The sequence below is a fragment of the Glutamicibacter sp. 2E12 genome (assembly GCF_050030965.1).
Lineage (GTDB): Bacteria > Actinomycetota > Actinomycetes > Actinomycetales > Micrococcaceae > Glutamicibacter.
Window position 1 is genome coordinate 3,663,796 of sequence record NZ_CP188297.1, and the last position, 20,993, is coordinate 3,684,788.

The window sequence follows — 20,993 nt, forward strand, 5'->3', positions numbered from 1 at the left end:
GCCGCTCAGCTGACGAGCCGCAGAATTAGACCGTGCGCACCACCCTGGCTGGCGAGCCAACCACAACAGCGCCGGCAGGGACGTCTTTCGTTACGACCGCGGCGGCAGCGACAACTGCGTTCTCGCCGATCGTGACACCGGAAAGTATGGTCGCGTTCGCGCCAATCCAAACGTTGCGCCCAATGATCACTGGAGCCGGAATCATATCCGCCCGCCGAGCAGGATCAAGATCGTGATTGAGTGTCGCCACAACGACGTTGTGCCCGATCAAGCACTCATCCCCGATCCTGATCCCGCCCTGGTCCTGGAATTTGCAGCCAGCATTGATGAAGACGTTTTTCCCCAGATCGATATTGCGGCCAAACTCCGAGTTGAACGGCGGGAATAGCACCACCGAGTCGTCAACGTTCGTTCCGGTCAGCTGCCGCAGCAAATCCCGCACTTGCCCTGGGCTGCGGTAGCCGTCGTTCAGCTCCGCGCAAATGCGCAGCGCGTCCTGGCTTGTGCTATGCATGAGCGCATGCAGCGGCGAACCGGCGGTAATTCTCTGGCCAGCATTCAAGGCTTCCAGAAGATCGTCGATGCCCAAGAATTCCCCCATCATCAATTCTTCACGGTGGCTCGAACTATATCGGCTTCCACCGTCGATGCCTAGCATCGTCGGGCCCTGCACCTGCAGCAAAGCATTTCCCGCAAGTACTGCTGGCAAAGGCGTGATCACGGCACGGGGATCCATCTCATGAGGCAGTTCAGCGGCGAGCAACAGCCCCACGGCCATGAATAATGAGCATCCCGTCACAATCCCGGAAATGGCTCCATGCGAATTGGTATTTCCGGCCTGGATACGTGTATAGTATTTCTCGTTGCCCGGTACGAGATCATGAGCACTACAGCTTCTGACTAGTAACGAAGTAGACATGGTGGGTATAGCTCAGTCGGTAGAGCGTCTGGTTGTGGTCCAGAAGGTCGCGGGTTCAAACCCCGTTACTCACCCCAGATCGAAAGACCTGGTTCGGAATGGAAATTCCGAACCAGGTCTTTTCTCGTTTCCGACGCCTTGAAGCGCAATCAGCAAGGCACCGGGCCTCGTTGATTCCAGACCGAACATCTGGAATCCAGAGGCACTCGCCACCAGTCCCCGCCAGCGAATCCGACACGGCGTTCAGCATCGCGCCGCTAGCCGCCAACCCGCCTTCACCGCCGGCAATGGCCACCGCATGGAACCACCAGATGCCCAGGCACCCTGCCGACGCCGAAAAGATCGCTTCCATGGCACAGGTCGGGCGCCTCGACGCGATCGCACGCAACCCTGCCAGCAGTCTCGAAACAAACAGATTCCATCAAGCGACAACCGGGTCGATTTCGCGTGGAGTGATCCGCAACCCGCGGGACAGTCCAGGGCTGCACTATTGGCACTGCCCGCCCTGCACAACGAGCCACTCGTCTACCCGGGGCCCGATCTGAATTATCGTTGGCTCCGGTGAAGCCAACGCCATTACGCGCGGATGCGAGCTGCAGACTCGTCGCCGACAGGACCGATTGAACAGGCAGTTCGAACCTACCGGCGAGCGCAGTGCTGCCCGGATGCGGCGTTAAGTCATATTTCGGTGGCTAGGAACACGGATTCGAAACTATGTTCGAATGCGTTGTGTTTTGGGGTCTACCCCCGTGTTTTTCGAGACTTTTTGCGTTATCTAGTGACTTGAATCGTTGTTTGCCCTGGCGAATAGGCACGCATTGGCCTGAGCGACCATAATGGATGATGTACTTCGGCAAGCCAGTGAGCTTTATGCCTTCGTTCCATCCACCGAAAGGTACTCCCCCTGTGAAACGCGCGCTCTTTGAAGAGGACCACGAGCAGTTCCGTGAACTGGCTACGGAATTCAACGCCCGGGAGATTTCCGGTAAATACGCTCAGTGGGAAAAGGATCATCAGATCCCCCGCGAGGTGTGGCAGTCTGCCGGTGAAAACGGCCTGCTGGGTCTTGCAGTGCCTGAGCAGTTCGGTGGCATGGGCATCGATGATTACCGCTTCCGTGTAGTGCTTGATGAGCAGCTCGTGCGTTCGGGGCATCTGTCCGTAGCCTTGGCCTTCCACCTGCACGACGACCTGGTGCTGCCGTACCTGCTCTCCTACGGCTCTGCCGAGCTCAAGGCCAAGTGGCTTCCACGCATGGTCGATGGCTCCACCATTACCTCCTGCGCGTTTACCGAGCCTGGCGCTGGGTCTGACCTGCGCGCGGTGCGCACCAAGGCGGTCCGCGATGGCGATGACTGGCTGATTAGCGGCCAGAAGACTTTCATCGGCAATGCTGCGTTTGGCGATGCCGCTCTGGTGCTTGCGCGCACCGATGGCGAAAGCGGACGGGCGGGCGAGCAGTCATTCTCGCTGTTCATGGTCGAGCGTTCCGAGGGGTACACCAACGGCAGCCCCTTCGACAAGATTGGGCTGCGGGCTTCTGATACCGCTGAGCTGTTCTTCGACGATGTCCGCGTCTCAGCTGCAGATCTTGTTGGCGAGGCTGGACAGGGCCTGGCCCATGTCAAGGCGCAGCTTCCCCAGGCCCGTCTGGCTATTGCCGTGGCTGCCTCGGCGATCTGCACCGCGTCCTTCGAGCAGGCGCTGGAACATGCGAAGAACCGCTCGACCTTTGGCCAGGCGCTGACCGAGTACCAGAACACCCGTTTCGAACTGGCTAACCTGAAGACTGAGGCGCATGTCACCCAAAGCTTCGTGGACCGGGCCGTCCTGGCATTCAACGACGGCGAGCTGGATCCTTCCGAGGCTGCCGAGGTCAAGCTTTGGGCTAGTGAGAGCGCTAAAAAGCTTTCCGATCAGGCATTGCAGCTGCATGGCGGCTATGGCTACATCATGGAGTACCCGATTGCCCAGTTCTTCACTGCCTCCCGCTTGCTGACCATCTTCGGTGGCACAAGCGAGATCATGCGTGAAACTATTGGACGAGCACTCTAAGCACTTTTGAAAGGAACCGATCACGTGCCTATTCGGCAGATCACTGTTTACGGAGAACCTGTACTTCACAAGCGTGCGGTGGAGGTCACCGAGTTTGATGGCGCCTTGCGCGAGCTCGTTGCCGATATGCACCTCACCATGGATGAAGCGCATGGCGTGGGCCTGGCGGCTCCGCAGATCGGTTTGGGCCTGCGCATGTTCACCTACGTCTTCGCGGACCAGGACGATGCTCCCGAGCGGGGCGTAGTGATCAACCCCAAGCTGACGCTTTCAAAGGTGTCGCAGGCTCCTGCGGATGCTGATGACGACTCCGAGGGCTGCTTGTCCGTGCCCGGGTTGAACTACCCGCTGCAGCGTGCCGACTATGCGAAGGTGGAGGGTTTCGACGAGTTCGGCAATCCGATCTCTTTCGAAGCGCACGGCTGGTTCGCGCGCATCATGCAGCACGAGTACGACCACCTTGATGGCTACCTCTACGTGGACAAGTTGCAGCCACGCTGGGAGAAGAAGTGGAAGAAGGCCAAGAAGGCTCTGGGTTGGGGCGTGCCTGGCAACACCTGGTTGCCGGGTACCGATGAGGATCCATTCGGCCACTAGGCCTCCTGCCGCCTACCGGGCAGTCTTGAAGTCCAGATACCGCTGATGCAGCGCCGCACCGATTTTGCCGGTGGGCGCTGTTTCTGCGTTCCAGACCTTCGAAGCCCTGCCTTGTTCTAGCCAGAAGGGCAGGAACATGCCGTTCTTGCCGGGCAGGATCTGCGCAGCCATCTGCTCGTCGGCTACCAGCGTGCGATTCGCGTAGCCCAGGTAGTACTCGTCAAAGGGACCGAGCAGGCGCAGTGGCAGCCCGGCGGGCTCCATCGCTTCAAGCTCCCGGTGGGCGCGGCTGCCGGCGATGACCCAGTAGCACTCCCCGCGCTCATCGCTTCCTGCGCTGGACAGCAAGCCGCCGAGTGCTTCCGCGGCGGTTCTCGTGGTGGTCAGCGTCTGCCCCGTGTACCAGGCTGCGTCGCGAAGGGTAGCTGGCCCATGCGAGTGCAGGTAGCGGCGCAAGAGTTCCGCCAACGGATCTTCTGGTTCCCGGTGACGTGCAATCCATTCATCCACGAGCACGAAGTCCTGCGCGATGAGTTTCGCGTCTTGTGGAATGGGCCCCTGGCAGATCAACCCGTCCAGGACGAGGACCTGCAGGATAACCAGTCCTCGCTGCTGGCCGGTCTCCATTCCATTCTGGTTCAGTGCCTTGAAGAGCGCGGTGCGGCTGGCTTGCCCGTGCTCCTGCAGATGCGCGCTGATGATGCCAGCTGCCTGGTCAATGTCCTGGGTGCCGATCTGCAGTCCCCGCATCCGTGTGGCCGATGAGCGCAAGGTGCGTTCACGCGTTGCGCGAGTCATCCAGCGCGCATCTTCGGCCAAGCAGATATGCAGCGTGCCCCGCATGGTCCATGACCGCACGAGCCGTCCTTCGCTGAAGAGCGCATCGACTTGCTGTCGGGATTCTTGCGCTGCGGAGCGCTGAGCCAGCGCGTAGCGTCCTGCAGCGAAGTCCTGGGACTGGAACGCGAGCATTCGTTCTGCGGCCTGCAGTACGGATTCTGCCGGCTCCAGTAGCAGCTGGCTCGCCATGCGCGCCGCCAGCGTCCGGGTACTGTCCACTAACCAACCTCGATCCAATGCTTGATGGCCTAAAGCCTAGCAGTGCGGAGGTACAGAGATGCCCGCGAAGCGGCGCACCTGCAGCCGCCATTGATGCAGGGGCGTCGCAGGCTCAAGCGGACCTCCAAGCCCGGATGCGCGCAAAGGTCGAGACCTGCCTGGACTTTGCTGGAGAGGTGCTGGCCAGGTGCTGGTTCTCGTTGGCCCCCTGGACCCGGAAGGTCCTTTGGAGGGCTTCGTGCCGCCCGGATGGAATAGCAAAAGGGACCATCCCAGCGCGCAATGCGTTGGGATGGTCCCTTCAGCTGCAAGCAGCGAGGTCCTAGGCGGTGACGGCTTCAGCCTTCAGCGCTGGTACTGCTGCCGGGTGGGTGCCGGCCATCGATTCGATGACGCGGACAACCTGGCAGGAGTAGCCGAACTCGTTGTCGTACCAAACGTAGACGACAGCGTTCTTGCCGGACACGATGGTGGCCAGGCCGTCAACGATGCCGGCGCGGCGCGAGCCGACGAAGTCGGTGGAGACAACCTCAGGCGAATCGATGTAGTCGATCTGCTTGTGCAGGCTGGAGGTCAGCGAGGTTTCACGCAGGTAGGCGTTGAGCTCTTCCTTGGTGGTCCCGTTCTCCAGGTTCAGGTTCAAGATCGCCATGGAGACATCCGGGGTCGGTACGCGGATCGCGTTGCCGGTCAGCTTGCCTTCGAACTCCGGCAGGGCCTTGGCCACTGCCTTGGCGGCACCGGTTTCGGTGATCACCATGTTCAGCGCTGCCGAACGGCCGCGGCGCTCGCCCTTGTGGAAGTTGTCGATCAGGTTCTGGTCGTTGGTGAACGAGTGAACGGTCTCGACGTGCCCGTGGGTGACACCGAACTTGTCGTTCAGGGCCTTGAGCACTGGGGTGATGGCGTTGGTGGTGCACGAGGCAGCGGTGACGATCTTGTCTTCTGCGGTGATCCACGAATCGTTGATGCCGTGGACGATGTTCTTCAGATCGCCCTTGCCCGGTGCGGTCAGCAGCACGCGGGAAACGCCCTTGGCGGCCAGGTGCTGGGACAGTCCGGCCTCATCGCGCCAGCGGCCGGTGTTGTCCACCACGATGGCGTTGTCGATGCCGTGCTCGGTGTAGTCGACGGTGGTCGGGTCATTCGAGTAGATGACCTTGATCAGGGTGCCGTTGGCGAGGATCGTGCTGTTTTCCTCGTCGACCGTGATCGAGCCTTCGAAGCGGCCGTGCACCGAGTCGCGGCGCAGCAGCGAAGCGCGCTTGACGATGTCGTCATCCGAGCCCTTGCGGACCACGATGGCGCGCAGGCGCAGGCCGTAGCCGCCACGCTCGATCAGGATGCGGGCCAGCAGGCGTCCGATGCGGCCGAAGCCGTAGAGGACAACGTCCTGGGGTTCAGCGTCGGTTGCGCCGGCCTGGCCAACCTTCTCGCCCAATTCATCGGCCAGGAAAGCGTTCAGATCAGCGGAACCGGATTCCTTGAACTTCTTGTTCACGCGGCCGAGGTCAACTGCTACCGAACCGACGTTCAGGGCCTCGATGGCATCCAGGATGGCCTTGGTGTCGTTCAGGTCGAGCTCTTCGCCATCGATGCGGCGCACTACGCGGTGGGCCTTGATGATGTCGATGGCGGACTGGTTGATCAGCTTGCGGCCGTAGACGGAGGTCACCACATTGTTCTTGCGGTACAGACGTCCGATCAGTGGGATCATGGCCTCGGCGAGCTCTTCGCGCCCGCTCCATTCTTGCTGGGCAACGACAGACTGCTGGGTCACAGAAAATCCTTCCAATTCAGCCGACTCGCAGATCCATAAAGTCGGTTGGCACCGTGGGAAGCACCATTGCTTTTGCGGTGGCACGAGGTAACAGGATCATCCTCGTAAGTACATGATCCATTCTAGACCGTGCGCAGAAAAACTGAGGATCGGGGACTGTGAATCATCTCACCAGCGCACTAAGGGCTGATGCCGGCGCAATCGCAGGAAGGAAGAGTGTGAATGGGATGGTCGATACGCCGGGTTTTGTCGCGCCGAAGCGGGACGGTCATCTATCTACGACTGCCGTTGCCGGCAGCCTCTAGCGGTCCACCCGACTGCATGGGGCGAACAGCCCTCATAACGCAGTCTGTCTGACCTTGCTCCGAGTGGGGTTTACCTAGCCACCCCAATCACTTGGGGTGCTGGTGGTCTCTTACACCACCGTTTCACCCTTACCAGGAAATCCTGGCGGTCTATTTTCTGTGGCACTAGCCTGCGGGTTACCCCGAGTGGGCGTTACCCACCACCCTGTTCTGCGGAGCCCGGACGTTCCTCGGGGCAATTGCTTGCCACGCGACCGTCTGGCCATCCCATTCATTAACCATTCTAGCCCCGCGAGTTTCCCGACGCTGACCACCACCGTGAGCCACTGGCCACACTGGCGCTACCCGAAGCGCTCGGCTTCCAACAGCCGCAACCAGATTTCGCTGATCGTCGGATAGGCGGGGACCGCATGCCACAACCGGTCCAGGCTGACCTCGCCGACGATCGCAATGGTGGCCGCATGCAGCAGTTCCGCGGCATCCTGGCCGGCGAAAGTGGCGCCGACGATCACCGAACGCGCCTGGTCTATCACCAGCTTGGCCCGCCCGGAATACCCGTCGGCGTGCAGGCTCGCCCCGGCCACCGCACCCAGCTCGTGCTCGATAACCGAAATCTGCAGACCGGCGTCGCGGGCCTGGCGTTCGGTGAGTCCGACCGCGGCGATCTGCGGATCGCTGAAGACCACGCGCGGCACCGCATGGTGGTCCGCCGTGGCCGCATGCCTGCCCCAGGGCGCATCGAGAACCCCGGTTCCATTGATCCTCGCGGCAATGGCCTCGCCCGCGGCCCGGGCCTGGTACTTGCCCTGGTGGGTCAGCGGGCTGCGCCCGCTGGCATCTCCCACGGCGTAGAGCCAGTCGGTACCCGCCACGAGCATCGTGTCATCGACCTGCAGCCGCCGGGACGGGTCCACCCCGAGTGCTTCGAGTCCCATGTTCCCGATCTCCGGCCGCCGCCCGGTGGAGACGAGCACTTCCTCGGCTTCCACGAGGGATCCTCCGGGCAGCTGGAGGCCGGCTATCCCGTGCTCATCGCGGTGGACCTGCAACGGCGTGGTGTCCTGGTGCACTACTACCCCGGCCTCGGCCAGCGACTGGGCCACCAGCTCGCCGGCGAACGGCTCTTCGCGGCCCAGCAGCGACCCGCGGGCAAGGATGGTGACCTTGGACCCGAGGGTGGCGAAGGCGAAGGCCAGCTCCACCCCGGCAACTCCGCCACCGATGATGGCCAGCCTTGGCGGGATCGCCTTGGCCGCAGTGGCCTCCCGGGTGCCCCACGGCTTGGCTTCAGCCAATCCCTCGATCCCCGGCAGAACCGGAGTGGATCCGGTGGCCAGGACTACGGCCCGGGCCGAGTACTCGCGATCCGCCACCTGCACCAGGCCGCGCCCGGAAAGCTGCGCCCGGCCGCGGATCAACTCGATGCCGGCCGAACGCAGCCACCGTTCCTGCCCGGCATCATCCCAGTTGCTGGTGAAGGCGTCCCTCCGCGCGAGCACCGCCTCGGGATCCAGCGCACCAGTCACCGCTTCGCGGGCCCCGGGAACCCGGCGTGCCGCGCGCAGCGCATCGCCGCTGCGCAACAGGGCCTTGGAAGGCATGCATGCCCAGTACGAGCATTCCCCGCCCACCAGCTCGGATTCGACGATGGCCGCTTTCAGGCCCTGCCGGGTGGCATAGTCGGCGGCGTTCTCCCCGGCCGGCCCGGCGCCGATCACGATCACGTCGAAGTCGCAGTGCTGCCCGGAGGCAGTTTGGCTAGCTCTTGAGTTCTGCTGGGGCATGCTCTGTCCTTGCTCTGCGTGAAGCGCTGCTGGGTCGTGGGTTCAGCCTAGCCAGATCTGCGCTGCGGGTACATGCCCTGGGCAGAAGATCAGGTGAACTCCGATAAGCTGGAACGCGTGCTTATTTTGTTGCCGCCTTCCGAAGGCAAAACCGCCCACGCCGAAGGTTCTCCGTTCGAAATCGAGGATCTGTCTTTTCCGGAGCTTTCCGGGGAACGCCGGCTGGTGCTTGACGCCCTTGCTGAAGTCTCAGCCCGCGAAGATGCCATGGACCTGCTGGGAGTCGGAGCCTCGCTGGCCAAGGAAGTAGCGCGGAATATCAATCTGCACACCGAGCCCGCAGCCAAGGCGCACGATATCTACTCGGGGGTGCTCTTCGAGGCCCTGGACTACGCAAGCCTGGATGAAGCAGCGCAGCGTCGCGCCGATGAATCCATCATCGTGGTCTCCGCCCTGTGGGGTGCCGTGCGTTTTGGCGATCGCATTCCGCCCTACCGCTTGTCGATGTCGGTCAAGCTCGAGCCGCTGGGCAAGCTGGCCACCTGGTGGAAGAAGCGTCTGGCTCCGGTGCTGGATGCGGTCTCCGGCGACCAGCTGATCGTGGACGCGCGATCGAGCACCTATGCGGCCGCCTACAAGCCGGCCAATGGCAACACCGTTGCGGTCAACGTCTTCCAGATGCGCAATGGGGTCCCGAAGGTGGTCTCGCACTTTGCCAAGCATACCCGTGGCGAGGTCGCCGGTTTCCTGGTCCAGCAACCGGTCGCACCGAAAAACCCTGGAGAATTGCTCGAACTGGTCCAGACCAAGTGGGAAGCGTCCCTCGTCGAAGACAAGAAGGGCTTGGCGCTGAACATCCTGTTGCCGGAAGACCACCAGTTCACCACCGTGAATTAACGTCCTTGGGCAAGTCGCCAAGGCGGCTGGTGCTCTGCCGATGAAGGGTGCTGGCATGGCTAATGCGGCTTCGTCAAAGCGCTGCGACTAGTTCAATCTCGAATCCGGCAGCATCTTCCAAATACGCCGCGTAGTGCTTTGGTCCCCCGGCGTACGGGTGCAGCTCCGGGAACATCAGGGTGAATCCGTGATCCAGCGCCTGGGAAGCCAACGTTTCCACCGCCTGCCTGGTGCCAGCATGGAAAGCCAAATGATTCAGCCCGGGACCCAGGCGGTCATGCCGTTGCTTTTTGGCATCCGGTCCGGATTCCAGGACTATATAGAATCCGTCGCGGGCATAGCTGATGCCGTCAGCCCATTGGGAATCCACCACATAGCCAAGGCGAGTGAGCAGCCAGCCCAGGGAAGCTGTGCTGGCTGCCAAATCCTCAACCCATATTTCCAGATGATGCAGCATGGAATTCACTGACTAAGGAGTCAGCACGAAGTCCCATGGATCGGAATTCACTTGGGAAACCTCGATCTCCACGGTGTGCCCAAGATCGTTGAGCACGTTGCCCAAGGCGCGGGCACCAGCCGACAGCCAGACCCATTCCGAAGCGAAGTGGGAAACATCGATCAGGTAAGGGAACCCGCCGTTGGCAGCTTCGCGTGCTTCGCTTGCCGGGTGGTGGCGCAGATCAGCAGTCACGTAGACATCGGCCTGGTGCGAGCGCACCGCGTCAAACAGGGAATCGCCGGCACCGCCGCAGAGGGCGACCTTCCGGATGATGCCCGTTCGGTCTCCGGCGACACGTACACCGCCAGCCACCGCTGGGAGCACGGTGTAAACGCGTTCAGCGAAATCCTCGAGCTTCATCGGCTTCTCCAAGAAGCCAACTCGTCCCAAGCCTTCTTCTGGCAGTCCGTCCTTGGACTCGATCAACGGCACGCAGTCCTTCAGCCCGAAGGCATCGGCGAGAGCATCGTTGACTCCCCCGATGGCGCTGTCGGCATTGGTGTGCGCCGTAAGCAATGCGGTTCCGGATTCGATCAGGCGGTGAATGGCTTCGCCCTTGAAATTGGTGCCGGCAACCTGGGTGACTCCGCGCAGGAGCAACGGGTGGTGAGTGATCAGCAGATCGGCCCCACGCTCGATTGCATCCTCGATCACCTCCAGCGTTGGATCAACAGCCATCACGATCTTGGAAATCTGCTGGCTGGTACGTCCGGTCACCATGCCAACGGCATCCCAATCTTCGGCCAATGATTTTGGCCAAAGTTCCTCAGCTGCTTCAAGGACGTTACCCAAGGTGGTCTGCGGAACCGAGGTGTCTTCCACCGGTTGCTCTGGTGTTTCTCCGGTAACGGGCTTGAGCGTCGAGGCGTCCAGGGAATCACTGCTCTTCCCCAGGTCTTGCGAGTTATCTGCCTTGCTCTGCATACCCACCACCCTACGCGGTGAGTATGGGGATGGAACAGAATGCAACGCCGCAACGTTGTGAACTGTGTGAGTATTCCCAGCCTTCAGTCCCCTCATCAATTCAGCCCGTTCCTGGAAGTCCAGGACACCAAGCTGAGCACCTTCATACTAGCCGGCGGCTGCTTCTGGTGCTTGGATGCCGTGTACCAGCGAACCCGTGGCGTCCACGCCGTGATTTCCGGATACATCGGCGGCCACACCAAGGATCCGGCCTACCGCGAAGTCTGCAGCGGCACCACTGGCCATGCCGAAGGTGTCGCCGTGATCTTTGACCCGCAAGTGGTTCCGGCCGAAGTCATCTTGGACATGTTCTTTACCGTGCACGACCCCACCACGCTGAACCGCCAAGGCTACGATGTGGGCACGCAGTACCGCTCGGCGATGTTCCCGCTCGATGACCAGCAGCGCGGCCTCTTCCAGGACGCCATCGAGAAGTTCTCGCGCGTATACCCCAATCCGATCGTCACTACGCTGGAAGAGTCCAAAGATTTCTATCCTGCCGAGCAAATCCATCAGGATTATTACTCCGAAAACCAGGAAGTCGGCTATTGCCGCGTGATTATCGATCCAAAGATCGCGAAAGTCAGGAAATATTACGCTCAATGGCTAAACGAAGCCTAGTCGCGCTTTTGGCCTACTAGGGTTAGTTGTGAACCTCATAGGTCTCCGGCGGTTACGCCAGATTCCGGCAATTATTTCGCCGCAACTAAACTGCGGCCGCATAGAGTCACGTAAGGATTGCATACAAGATGGGCAAGATCTACAACAACGTCACCGAAGTCGTCGGCAACACCCCGCTGGTGAAGCTGAACCGCGTCGGCGAGGGCCTGCCAGGGAACATCGCTGTGAAGCTGGAATTCTACAACCCGGCGAACTCCGTCAAGGACCGCATCGGCGTGGCCATCGTTGATGCAGCCGAGGCCTCTGGTGCGTTGAAGCCAGGCGGCACCATCGTTGAGGGCACTTCGGGCAACACCGGCATCGCGCTGGCGATGGTCGGTGCAGCCCGCGGCTACAAGGTCATCTTGACCATGCCTGAAACCATGTCCACCGAGCGCCGTGTGATGCTGCGCGCTTTCGGCGCCGAGATCGTACTGACCCCGGGCGCCGACGGCATGCGCGGTGCTGTGGAGAAGGCCAAGGAAATTGTTGCGACTTCCGAGAACGCTATCTGGGCGCAGCAGTTCGCCAACACCGCCAACCCGCAGGTCCACGCAGAGACCACCGGTCCGGAGATCTGGTCTGATACCGAAGGCAAGATCGATATCCTGGTTGCCGGCATCGGTACCGGTGGCACTATCACCGGTGCAGGCCGCTACCTGAAGGAAAAGAATCCAAACCTGAAGATCGTGGCCGTTGAGCCCAAGGATTCCCCGATCCTCAATGGCGGAAAGCCCGGCCCGCACAAGATCCAGGGACTGGGAGCGAACTTCATCCCCGAGGTGCTCGACACCGAGCTGTACGACGAAGTCCTTGATGCCAGCATCGAGGATTCGGTATCGACCGCTCGCGCGCTGGGCGTCAAGGAAGGCATCCTCGGCGGCATCTCCGCTGGCGCAGCCGTTTGGGGTGCGGTACAGATCGCCGCGCGTGAAGAGAACGCCGGCAAGCAGATCGTTGCGATCATCCCGGACTTCGGTGAACGCTACATCTCCACCCTGCTCTTCGACGACATCCGCGGCTAAGTAAATTTGCAGAAACAGAATAAATCGGCGCGAGCCACTGTTGGGTCTATAGAGAGACCTGTATCGGTGCAGCTCGCGCCGATTTGCTGTGTGACATCTGCGGATTGTCCCCGAGCGAACCGCAACCCCTAAGGTAGTATTCATGAGTTTTTTCTCCCGCCTGCGTGAGGATTTGGCCAACGCACGCCAGCACGATCCGGCAGCGCGAAGCGATCCGGAAAACTTCTTCGTGTATTCCGGACTGCACGCGATCTGGCTGCACCGGTTGGCCCACAAGATGTGGCAGAACCCCTCGCTGAAGTGGCCAGCGCGTTTGCTATCCCAGGCGAACCGCGCCCTGACCGGGATCGAGATCCATCCCGGCGCCACCATTGGGCGCCGCTTCTTCATCGACCACGGCATGGGCATCGTCATTGGCGAGACTGCCGAAATCGGCGATGACGTCATGCTGTACCACGGGGTGACCCTCGGCGGCCGTTCACTGGCCAAGGTCAAGCGCCACCCGACCATCGGTGACCGCGTGGTCATCGGTGCCGGAGCCAAGGTGCTCGGCCCGATCGTGATCGGTGCCGATTCCGCCATCGGCGCGAACGCCGTGGTCGTCAAGGATGCTCCGGAAGGCTCGATTGTCACCGGAATCCCCGCACAGAACCGTCCGCGCAGGCCCGAAGAGCGCAAGCCTGCTGTAGACCCGGCCGAGTACATCGACCCGGCCATGTGGATCTAGTTCTATTCCTCCTGCCACTGCCGCGGAACAAACCCGCCCAGCACACGGACCGGCCACGGTCCGCCTGCTGGGCGGGTTTTCGCTTTGGCCCCGACCCTTGCCGGCAAAGCAAAACATCGATGCCCGGTACCATTGCGAGTCTGGTACCGGGCATCGATGCCTCTGCGAGTGATGGAAGCCGCTTAGGCCAGCTTGTGGTCCGCAGCTTCGGTGCCATCGGCCAGCTCTACGACCTCGTCCTCAGGATCCTGGGGCTGGGCGCCGAGCTTGCCACGGGTCAGCTTGTGCATGATCATGGCCAGCGCGCCGTCACCGGTCACATTGGTTGCGGTGCCGAAGCTATCCAGGGCAATGTAGGCTGCGAACATCAGGCCGACTTCGACCTCGCCGAAGCCCAGCATCTGTGCGAGCAGTCCGGCAGCGGCGGCGATAGCGCCACCTGGCACGCCTGGTGCCGCAATCATCATGACGCCGAGCATCAGGATGAATGGGAAGTAGGTGCCGAAGGAAACGTCGCCACCGGTCAGCAGGAGCACTGCGATGGAGAAGCAGGTGATCTTGACCATCGAGCCTGAGAGGTGGATGGTGGCGCACAGCGGGACGACGAAGCCGGCTACCGTGTCGGACACACCATTCTTCTTGGCTGATTCCAGCGTCACCGGAATGGTTGCAGCCGAGGATGAGGTACCCAAGGCGGTGAAGTAGGCATTGCGCATGCCCCACAGTGCAGCCAGCGGGTTGCGCTTGTTCATCGCCCCAGCGATGGAGTACTGCACCAGCAGGACGACCAGGGTCAGCGCGAAGGAGACCACGGCGACGAAGAGGAACTTCTGCACCACGGTGACGGCGTCCCCGGCGGCGGACAGATCCAGGAAGATTCCGAAGATGAACAGCGGCAACGCTGGAACAATCACACGGCGGATCACCATCTCGATAATGCTGCGGAACTCCACTGTCCCACGGAAGATCACGGTGGATCGGAAGGCCGTCAGGCCCAGGCCCAGCATGAATGCCAGAACCAGTGCAGTCATGACGCCCATCAGCGGTTCCAGCACGATTTCGGTTGCCGATTCGCCCGCACTGCCGACCAGGGAAATATACGGTTCGAAACCTGATCCTTCGCCTGCGCCAACTTCCTCGACGCCACCGCCGGAAAGCGACTTGGTGAATAGCCAACGGCTCACGAAGTACGCGAGCAGTCCCGCGCACAGGGTGGAGGTGTAGGCGATGACCGCGGTGATGCCCAACCACTTTCCTGCGCCCTTGCCGAGTTCGGCAATAGCCGGTGCCACCAAGCCGAAGATGATCAACGGCACGATGAACCCAAGGAATCCGGAGAAGATCGAGTTGTAGGTCAGGAATACGCTTCCTAGCCACACCGGCACAACCGGGCCAAGCAGAATACCCAGCAGGATGGCAACGAGCACCCAGCCAAGCAGTGGGATAGATTTCAGCAGCTTCATGAATGTCCTTTAAACGGTTAGGGATCGGAGCGCACTGTTGGACGGGCCACAAGTGTGTCGTGGCGCACGCCTCAATCATGATAGACGTAATTTTTGTTACACCGAAATCCTGTGAATGGATTGAGTGTTACGAGAATACGCCCTTCTGCCGAATATTCTCTACCGTAAATCGCAACACGCTCAATCAGGTTCGATCCCTGGTGCAACGGGAGTTCGGGAGTTGAATATTCGTCGATTTAACGGCGGCAAGGCGGATCTGCCCCATTAAGCAGTCCCGCCTTGGCTTGGATTCATTGATTATTCGAAGTTCGCTTCGACCACGCCTTGTTCCTGGCCCTGGCCCACTACCTGGCTTTGCACGCGGAGGTTGAGCACGGATCCGTCATCGGCATTTTCATAGCTCACGAAGACTGACCCGGCTCCGGCATCGCTGCCAGTTTGCGACCAGTTCGGTCCGCCCGCCGCCGAATGCCCAGTGAGCAAGTCGACCACCTGAACGGTGGCCAGCTGCTGCATCTGGGCTTCATTTCCGTTGCCCCAAGCAACGACCAGGGCATCTGCATACCCGGTGGCGCTCGAGGGGAGCTTGCCCAGCTCTTGGCCCCCGATAGTTTCGGATTGCTCCGACTCCCCGGCATCCCCGGGAGAGGATGCCGTTGGCGACGCGGACTGCGTCGGGCTGGCTTCAGGAGTTGACGGCTCCTGGCTTGCGGTGCCACCTGCAGTGCTGCCGCAACCGGCGAGCGCAAGGCAGCCGGCCAGTGCCGCCACCGAGCTGAACTTGAGTAGTTTCGTAGTTCTATCCGGCATGGCTTTCTCCGTTCTCGCAAGGGGTCGCTGATTCCTTATGGGTTCGATACTCCACGCGAATCGGCAGCGATTGCAAGTCCGCTGTCCTGTGGCAGGTGTCGGTTGGGGCATTTCTCAGTAGGCTTGGGGCATGAGCCAGCACCCTGCCGATAGCCATGACACCATTCGAGTACGCCAAGCCCGGGAAAACAACTTGCGAGGTGTTGACGTCGATATTCCAAAACGACGCATTACCGCGTTTACCGGTGTTTCCGGTTCGGGCAAGTCCTCCCTGGTGTTCGGCACGATTGCCGCAGAGTCCCAGCGCCTGATCAATGAAACGTATACGACCTTCATCCAGAGCTTCATGCCCTCGATGCCCCGGCCTGATGTAGAAGTGCTGGAGAATCTCTCCACGGCCATCGTGGTCGACCAGGAACGCATGGGTGCGAATTCGCGTTCTACCGTGGGCACGGCGACCGACGCCTACTCGCTCTTGCGCGTTCTGTATTCGCGTTATTCCACTCCGAGCGCCGGCGGTGCTGGCGCGTACTCGTTTAATCTCGGCCAGGGCGCGTGCCCGGTGTGCGAGGGTTTCGGCACCGAGGCGAGCATCGACCTTGATGAGCTGCTGGATTGGGACAAGACGCTGAACGAGGGAGCCATCAAGGCACCGAACTTTGCCCCGGATTCCTGGCTGTGGCAGACACTGACTGCCGGCACGCAAGCAGATCTGGACATGAAGCTCAGTGACATGCCCAGTGCCATGCTGGACCGCTTGCTCCACGAGGAAGCAGGCAAGGTCAAGCTCAATGGGGCCAACATGAGCTACTCCGGTTTGGTCACGCGCATCAAGTCCAATTACATCCATTCGGGCAGGGAGATCAAGCAAGCCCATATTCGTGCCTGGATCGAACGCATCTCCACGACCGCACCGTGCTCTGCCTGCACCGGATCACGACTCGGCCAGGCCGCTCGCGCTTCGAAGATCAATTCCTTGGGAATCGCGGACATGACTGCCCTGCAGGTTTCCGAGCTGCTCGAAACCCTGGAGAAGATCCAGATTCCGGATGCCGCGCCGCTGATAGCCAATTTGAAGGCAGTGCTCAAATCCATGGTGGATTTGGGGTTGGGCTACCTGTCCCTTGACCGTCCGGCGGGGACCCTTTCGGGCGGCGAAGCCCAGCGCGTGAAGATGATCCGGCATCTTGGATCAGCGCTCAGTGATGTCACGTATGTCTTCGACGAGCCCACCGTTGGATTGCATCCCCATGACATCCAGCGGATGAACGGGTTGTTGGCTGGCCTTCGGGACAAGGGCAATACCGTGCTGGTGGTGGAGCACAAGCCCGAGGTCATCGGCATCGCGGACCACGTGATCGACTTGGGCCCGGGCGCTGGTACCCATGGCGGCACCATTTGCTACAGCGGTCCAGTGGACGGCCTGCTGTCCAGCGATACGCTGACCGGAAAGCACTTCACCACGCGTGCTGCGCTCAATGCGAACCCGCGCGAGGCACAGGGGTCCATGCAAGTGCGCGGTGCTTCCTTGCACAACCTGAAGAATGTTTCCGTGGATATCCCTACCGGCGTGATGTGCGCAATCACCGGTGTCGCCGGTTCCGGCAAATCCACGCTGATCCATTCGACAATCGCCAAACGTGATGACGTGGCGGTGGTGGACCAAACCGCCATCCGGGGCTCCCGGCGTTCGAACCCGGCCACCTATACCGGGATCATGGATCCGATCCGTGCGGCATTTGCGAAAGCCAACGGCGTGAAGCCTGCCCTGTTCAGCGCCAATTCGGCCGGAGCGTGCCCGGGGTGCAACGGTGTCGGATACACCTATACGGATTTGGCTTCAATGGCCGGGGTGGCCTTGCCGTGCGAGCAGTGCGGCGGCAAGCGATTCACCGCTGATGTGCTGGAATACACCCTGGATGGGTTGAACATTGCCGAAGTCCTGGACTTGAGCATGGAAGAAGCGCTGGAGCAGCTCAAAGTGCCCAAGGCGAAGGCCGTGCTCGAACGCCTGAATCAGGTGGGGCTGGGATACCTGAAACTGGGACAGCGGCTGAACACGCTTTCTGGCGGCGAACGGCAGCGAATCAAGCTGGCTATCCATTTGGGCCAGGGCGCCGGTACCTACATCCTTGACGAGCCAACCACAGGATTGCACATGGCTGATGTGCAGAACTTGCTGCGCCTGCTCGACGAGATGGTCGATGAAGGCAATACCGTCGTGGTCATCGAGCATCATCTGGCGGTGGTTGCCCACTGCGACTGGGTCATTGACTTGGGTCCCGGGGCAGGGCACGAAGGAGGAAGCATTGTCTTCGAAGGGACCCCGGCTGACCTTGCCGCCTCCGGCACCCTGACCGGAGTTCATCTGTCCGACTACATCGAGGGATAGCCATGGCCCAGAACCTCAGGAATCCGCTGCCTGCCGACGCGCAGGAGCTTGCCAGGCTGCATGTCGAATGCTGGAAAGAAACCTACACGCAGCTGCTGCCGGATGGATTCTTCGACCCTGCCCACAGTGAGCAGCGGCTGGGCATGTGGACTCGGGTCCTGGATGACCCGAATCCGCTCTTCAGGATTTCGGTGGCGGAAAGTGAGGACGGGAAGCTTGTCGGGTTCGCCCTCAGCGCACCTCCCACCGGCAATACCGACGGGATACCGGAGCACGTCTCTCGCCAGCTGTACAACCTGTATGTGCTGGAAGACTTCCATGGCGACGGAACAGGGCAGGCGCTGCTGGATGCAGTCCTTGGCAATGAGCCGGCCGTGCTCTGGGTGGCGGCCCAGAATCCGCGTGCCATCCGATTCTACGAACGCAACGGATTCGCCTTCGACGGCGTGAGCGAGGACGACCCGGCTGCTCCGAAAATTACCGACGCACGAATGATCCGGTAGCTAGCAAGCGGAGAGATCCCGACGATCTTCGGGTCGCTCCCACGACCCAGTTTCGCGTCGATCTGCAGCACCAGCTGCGCCTGGCGAATCAGCGTGCCGTATTCGGGGCCAGGATCGGGGGTCGCACGGATTCCCGTGGAGCTGAGTTGGCGCAATTTGTCCCGGGCTTCGGGCAGCTCGCCGAGGCCTTGCAGCCAGTCGAGCATCGAGGTACCGACGTTCTGCTCGGTGATGCCAAGGGACATCCGCCGGGCAATGGGGTACTACACGCACAGCGACCATTGCCTGGCGGGTATCCAGCATCGAGCGAGAGCAGGATTCCCCGCCCCGCGCCCCAGCCACCACCTTAACCGGTCCTGCTCCGGTCCTAGCCCCTGAATCGGGGGTCGGGCCGGAGCAGTCTTCGGGTCGGCGGAATTAGATGCGCACCAGCATCTTGCCGGTGTTCGCACCACGCATCATGCCAAGGAAGGCGTCCACGGTATTCTCAATGCCGTCAACGATCGTCTCGTCGTAGGCGATCTTGCCTTCGGAGAACCACTTGCCCATGCGCTCGCCGAACTCCGGGGCGAGGTCAAGGTAGCTGGAGAGGGTGAATCCCTGCAGTTTCAGGCCGCGGGTGATCAAGTTGGCCATGTTCTTCGGGCCCGGAGTCGACTCGGTGGTGTTGTAGCTGGCGATAGCGCCGCACAGGGCAGCACGACCGGAATCGTTGAACGCTGCCAGGGCGGCTTCGAGGTGGTCCCCGCCCACGTTGTCGAAGAAGACATCGATGCCTTCCGGGGCTGCGGCGGCCAGTTGCCCGCGGACATCTCCATCCTTGTAGTTGAAGGCGGCATCGTAGCCGTACTTGCTGGTCAGCAGTTCAACCTTCTCTGCGCTGCCAGCCGAGCCGATGACGCGCTTGGCACCCATGAGCTTGGCGATCTGCCCGGCAGCCGTGCCCACGGCACCTGCAGCGCCGGAGACGAAGACGGTCTCGCCCTCGGCAAGATTGGCGACTGCGCTCAGGCCTACATAGGCGGTCAAGCCGGTCATGCCCAAGATGTGCAGGCGCAGCGACGAGGAAACGCCGGGCAGATCAGGTGCCGGCTTGAAGTTCGCAGAGTCATCCTGCACGGTGTCAGACCAGCCCAGCTGATGCTGGACCAAGGTGCCTGCCGGGAACGCTTGGTCCGCTGTCTCGATGACACGGCCAATTGCGCCGCCGAGGATCTGCTCGCCAATCTTGAATGGCGGGATGTAGGAACGGGTGTCATTCATGCGTCCGCGCATGTACGGGTCCACGGAAATGAACTCGTTGCGCACCCGGATTTCACCGGTCTTCAGCTCCGGCAACTCAACGGTCTGGACGGTGAAGTTCTCCTGCGTTGGCCAACCGGACGGACGGGAGGCGAGCAGGATCTGCGTGCTGGTTGCTTCAGTCATGGTTACCAGTTCTTTCAATTCTCGGTGATATTGGAAACTCTCGGTGTCGTTCTAGTTGCCCAGCGCCAGGCCAAGGGCCAGCAGCGCAACTGACAGCAGCGGGAAAATCCCCTGCTTGACGGCCAGCTTGGCTTTGCCCGGGCTCCCCAGTGCCAGCACCAATGCGGCGGCCAGCATGGAGCCGGCTCCGGCGAAGACCAGCGTGGAACCCACAGCCAAGTGGCCCATGCCCAGGGCAATCACCCCGGCAAGTGCGGCAACCGCCAAGAAGAGGTTGTAGAACCCCTGGTTGAAGGCCATTTCGCGCGTTGCTTCTGCTTCAGCCTCGCTGGTCTTGAACAAGGCGCGGGTTTTTCCAGTGGTCCAGGTGATGGACTCCATCGAGAAGATGTAGATGTGGAGCAGGGCAGCGGCGGTTGCGAAGATCTGCGCGGCGATGATCATGGCTAGTCCTTGGTGTTGGGAAGGCAACTATTCTGTAACGACCATTTCAATATATACTGGAATGGTCGTTACGAAAAGAGGAGGTGGGTGTGATGGCGCGTACATCTGCATTCGACAAGGAAGCGGCTATCCAGAACGCCCGTTCGGTGTTCTGGTCCAAGGGCTTCGAGGCCACGTCCATTCCCGAACTTGAAAATGCCACCGGCCTGAGCCGTTCAAGCATCTACAACTCCTTCGGCTCCAAGCGCGGCCTGTTCGATGCCGCAGTAGACAGCTACCTTAATGAAATTGTCCGCCCGCGGTTGCGTCCGCTGCTCCAGGACCCAGTACCTTCACAGGCATTGGGAGACTATCTGCGTGGGCTTGCTGCCGTTTTCGCGAAGCCGGAGTCCCTGCCGGCAGCCCATGGGTGCCTGCTGATCAACACCGCCAGCGCACCGATTGCAGCAGAGAATGAAATCGCCGCCATCATTTCCGCGTACCGGGAAGAACTTGATGAAGCCATGGGCCGTGGCTTGCATGCCCTTCGTCCGGATCTTTCAGTCGAGCGCCACGCCCTGCTGAGCGACACCATCACCGGTCTGGTGGTAGCGGCCTTCGCTCTGGTGCGCATCTCCCCCAGCGAAGCTGTTCGCTTGTTGCAATGCGCCGAGAATTTGCTGGAAGACTAGGACCGGTCTTCT

Annotated in this window: 19 protein-coding genes, 1 tRNA gene and 1 other RNA gene; 10 read left to right on the top strand and 11 right to left on the bottom strand. The window is 61.2% G+C overall.

Translation table 11 applies throughout. The features are described 5' to 3' along the window. Nucleotides 1-25 precede the first annotated feature (25 nt). On the bottom strand, nt 26-919 hold the full coding sequence (locus ACP3TE_RS17390) for a DapH/DapD/GlmU-related protein (RefSeq protein ID WP_426734511.1): 894 nt from the start codon (nt 917-919) through the stop codon (nt 26-28). 1 nt (nt 920) lies between these two features. Here ACP3TE_RS17390 and ACP3TE_RS17395 point away from each other — a divergent pair. From ACP3TE_RS17395 to def, 3 genes are all read left to right on the top strand, one after another. Further along, nucleotides 921-996 (top strand) — tRNA-His (locus ACP3TE_RS17395). A gap of 829 nt (nt 997-1,825) precedes the next feature. Next, entirely contained in the window at nt 1,826-2,974 is a 1,149-nt protein-coding gene (locus tag ACP3TE_RS17400) for an acyl-CoA dehydrogenase family protein (RefSeq protein WP_426734512.1), read from the top strand. Nucleotides 2,975-2,998: 24 nt separating this feature from the next. Beyond that, the gene (gene def, locus ACP3TE_RS17405) at nt 2,999-3,571 is read left to right on the top strand and encodes a peptide deformylase (RefSeq protein ID WP_105657783.1); all 573 of its coding nucleotides are present in this window, start codon (nt 2,999-3,001) and stop codon (nt 3,569-3,571) included. A gap of 12 nt (nt 3,572-3,583) precedes the next feature. On the opposite strand, the gene ACP3TE_RS17410 is transcribed toward def, so the two are convergent. The 4 genes from ACP3TE_RS17410 to ACP3TE_RS17425 all read right to left on the bottom strand — a co-directional run bounded on the left by ACP3TE_RS17410 (nt 3,584) and on the right by ACP3TE_RS17425 (nt 8,499). After that, nucleotides 3,584-4,630, bottom strand: a complete 1,047-nt coding sequence (locus tag ACP3TE_RS17410; protein WP_332728637.1) for a winged helix DNA-binding domain-containing protein — start codon at nt 4,628-4,630, stop codon at nt 3,584-3,586. A gap of 322 nt (nt 4,631-4,952) precedes the next feature. Next, the gene (locus ACP3TE_RS17415; protein WP_332489257.1) at nt 4,953-6,410 is read right to left on the bottom strand and encodes a glyceraldehyde-3-phosphate dehydrogenase; all 1,458 of its coding nucleotides are present in this window, start codon (nt 6,408-6,410) and stop codon (nt 4,953-4,955) included. Between the two features lie 219 nt (nt 6,411-6,629). Then, nucleotides 6,630-6,985, bottom strand: an RNA gene (rnpB, locus tag ACP3TE_RS17420) — RNase P RNA component class A. Between the two features lie 71 nt (nt 6,986-7,056). Beyond that, complete coding sequence (locus tag ACP3TE_RS17425; protein ID WP_332489256.1) at nt 7,057-8,499, bottom strand: NAD(P)/FAD-dependent oxidoreductase; 1,443 nt, start codon at nt 8,497-8,499, stop codon at nt 7,057-7,059. 117 nt (nt 8,500-8,616) lie between these two features. Here ACP3TE_RS17425 and ACP3TE_RS17430 point away from each other — a divergent pair, with 117 nt between their 5' ends. Further along, a complete protein-coding gene (locus ACP3TE_RS17430; protein ID WP_332489261.1) occupies nt 8,617-9,396 on the top strand; it encodes a peroxide stress protein YaaA in 780 nt (259 codons plus the stop codon). A 73-nt stretch (nt 9,397-9,469) separates the two neighbouring features. Here ACP3TE_RS17430 and ACP3TE_RS17435 read toward each other — a convergent pair whose 3' ends face one another. Together ACP3TE_RS17435 and ACP3TE_RS17440 are read right to left on the bottom strand one after the other, a co-directional pair. Beyond that, nucleotides 9,470-9,853 carry a VOC family protein gene (locus ACP3TE_RS17435; RefSeq protein WP_332489260.1) on the bottom strand — a complete coding sequence of 128 codons (384 nt, stop codon included), beginning with the start codon at nt 9,851-9,853 and terminating at the stop codon, nt 9,470-9,472. Between the two features lie 12 nt (nt 9,854-9,865). Next, entirely contained in the window at nt 9,866-10,819 is a 954-nt protein-coding gene (locus tag ACP3TE_RS17440) for a Nif3-like dinuclear metal center hexameric protein (protein WP_332499298.1), read from the bottom strand. A gap of 132 nt (nt 10,820-10,951) precedes the next feature. Here ACP3TE_RS17440 and msrA point away from each other — a divergent pair, with 132 nt between their 5' ends. The 3 genes from msrA (at nt 10,952) to epsC (ending at nt 13,270) form a co-directional block, all read left to right on the top strand. Beyond that, nucleotides 10,952-11,479, top strand: a complete 528-nt coding sequence (gene msrA, locus ACP3TE_RS17445) for a peptide-methionine (S)-S-oxide reductase MsrA (RefSeq protein ID WP_332499300.1) — start codon at nt 10,952-10,954, stop codon at nt 11,477-11,479. Nucleotides 11,480-11,607: 128 nt separating this feature from the next. Beyond that, nucleotides 11,608-12,543, top strand: a complete 936-nt coding sequence (gene cysK, locus ACP3TE_RS17450) for a cysteine synthase A (RefSeq protein WP_332489254.1) — start codon at nt 11,608-11,610, stop codon at nt 12,541-12,543. A gap of 142 nt (nt 12,544-12,685) precedes the next feature. Continuing rightward, nucleotides 12,686-13,270, top strand: a complete 585-nt coding sequence (gene epsC, locus ACP3TE_RS17455) for a serine O-acetyltransferase EpsC (RefSeq protein WP_105657773.1) — start codon at nt 12,686-12,688, stop codon at nt 13,268-13,270. A 182-nt stretch (nt 13,271-13,452) separates the two neighbouring features. On the opposite strand, the gene ACP3TE_RS17460 is transcribed toward epsC, so the two are convergent. Both ACP3TE_RS17460 and ACP3TE_RS17465 read right to left on the bottom strand, forming a co-directional pair. Beyond that, nucleotides 13,453-14,733, bottom strand: coding sequence for a dicarboxylate/amino acid:cation symporter (locus ACP3TE_RS17460; protein WP_332489253.1), 1,281 nt, complete (start codon nt 14,731-14,733; stop codon nt 13,453-13,455). Between the two features lie 297 nt (nt 14,734-15,030). Continuing rightward, nucleotides 15,031-15,543 carry a hypothetical protein gene (locus ACP3TE_RS17465; protein WP_426734516.1) on the bottom strand — a complete coding sequence of 171 codons (513 nt, stop codon included), beginning with the start codon at nt 15,541-15,543 and terminating at the stop codon, nt 15,031-15,033. A 130-nt stretch (nt 15,544-15,673) separates the two neighbouring features. Here ACP3TE_RS17465 and ACP3TE_RS17470 point away from each other — a divergent pair, with 130 nt between their 5' ends. Together ACP3TE_RS17470 and ACP3TE_RS17475 are read left to right on the top strand one after the other, a co-directional pair. Beyond that, nucleotides 15,674-17,935 (top strand): ATP-binding cassette domain-containing protein, encoded by a 2,262-nt coding sequence (locus ACP3TE_RS17470; protein WP_426734518.1) that lies wholly within the window; start codon nt 15,674-15,676, stop codon nt 17,933-17,935. A gap of 2 nt (nt 17,936-17,937) precedes the next feature. Next, nucleotides 17,938-18,438, top strand: coding sequence for a GNAT family N-acetyltransferase (locus tag ACP3TE_RS17475; RefSeq protein ID WP_332489250.1), 501 nt, complete (start codon nt 17,938-17,940; stop codon nt 18,436-18,438). 417 nt (nt 18,439-18,855) lie between these two features. On the opposite strand, the gene ACP3TE_RS17480 is transcribed toward ACP3TE_RS17475, so the two are convergent. Together ACP3TE_RS17480 and ACP3TE_RS17485 are read right to left on the bottom strand one after the other, a co-directional pair. After that, entirely contained in the window at nt 18,856-19,866 is a 1,011-nt protein-coding gene (locus ACP3TE_RS17480; protein WP_426734520.1) for an NADP-dependent oxidoreductase, read from the bottom strand. 51 nt (nt 19,867-19,917) lie between these two features. Beyond that, entirely contained in the window at nt 19,918-20,310 is a 393-nt protein-coding gene (locus ACP3TE_RS17485; RefSeq protein WP_426734522.1) for a DUF1304 domain-containing protein, read from the bottom strand. A 92-nt stretch (nt 20,311-20,402) separates the two neighbouring features. Between ACP3TE_RS17485 and ACP3TE_RS17490 the strand changes: the two genes are divergently transcribed. Next, on the top strand, nt 20,403-20,981 hold the full coding sequence (locus tag ACP3TE_RS17490; RefSeq protein WP_426734523.1) for a TetR/AcrR family transcriptional regulator: 579 nt from the start codon (nt 20,403-20,405) through the stop codon (nt 20,979-20,981). Nucleotides 20,982-20,993: the final 12 nt, after the last annotated feature.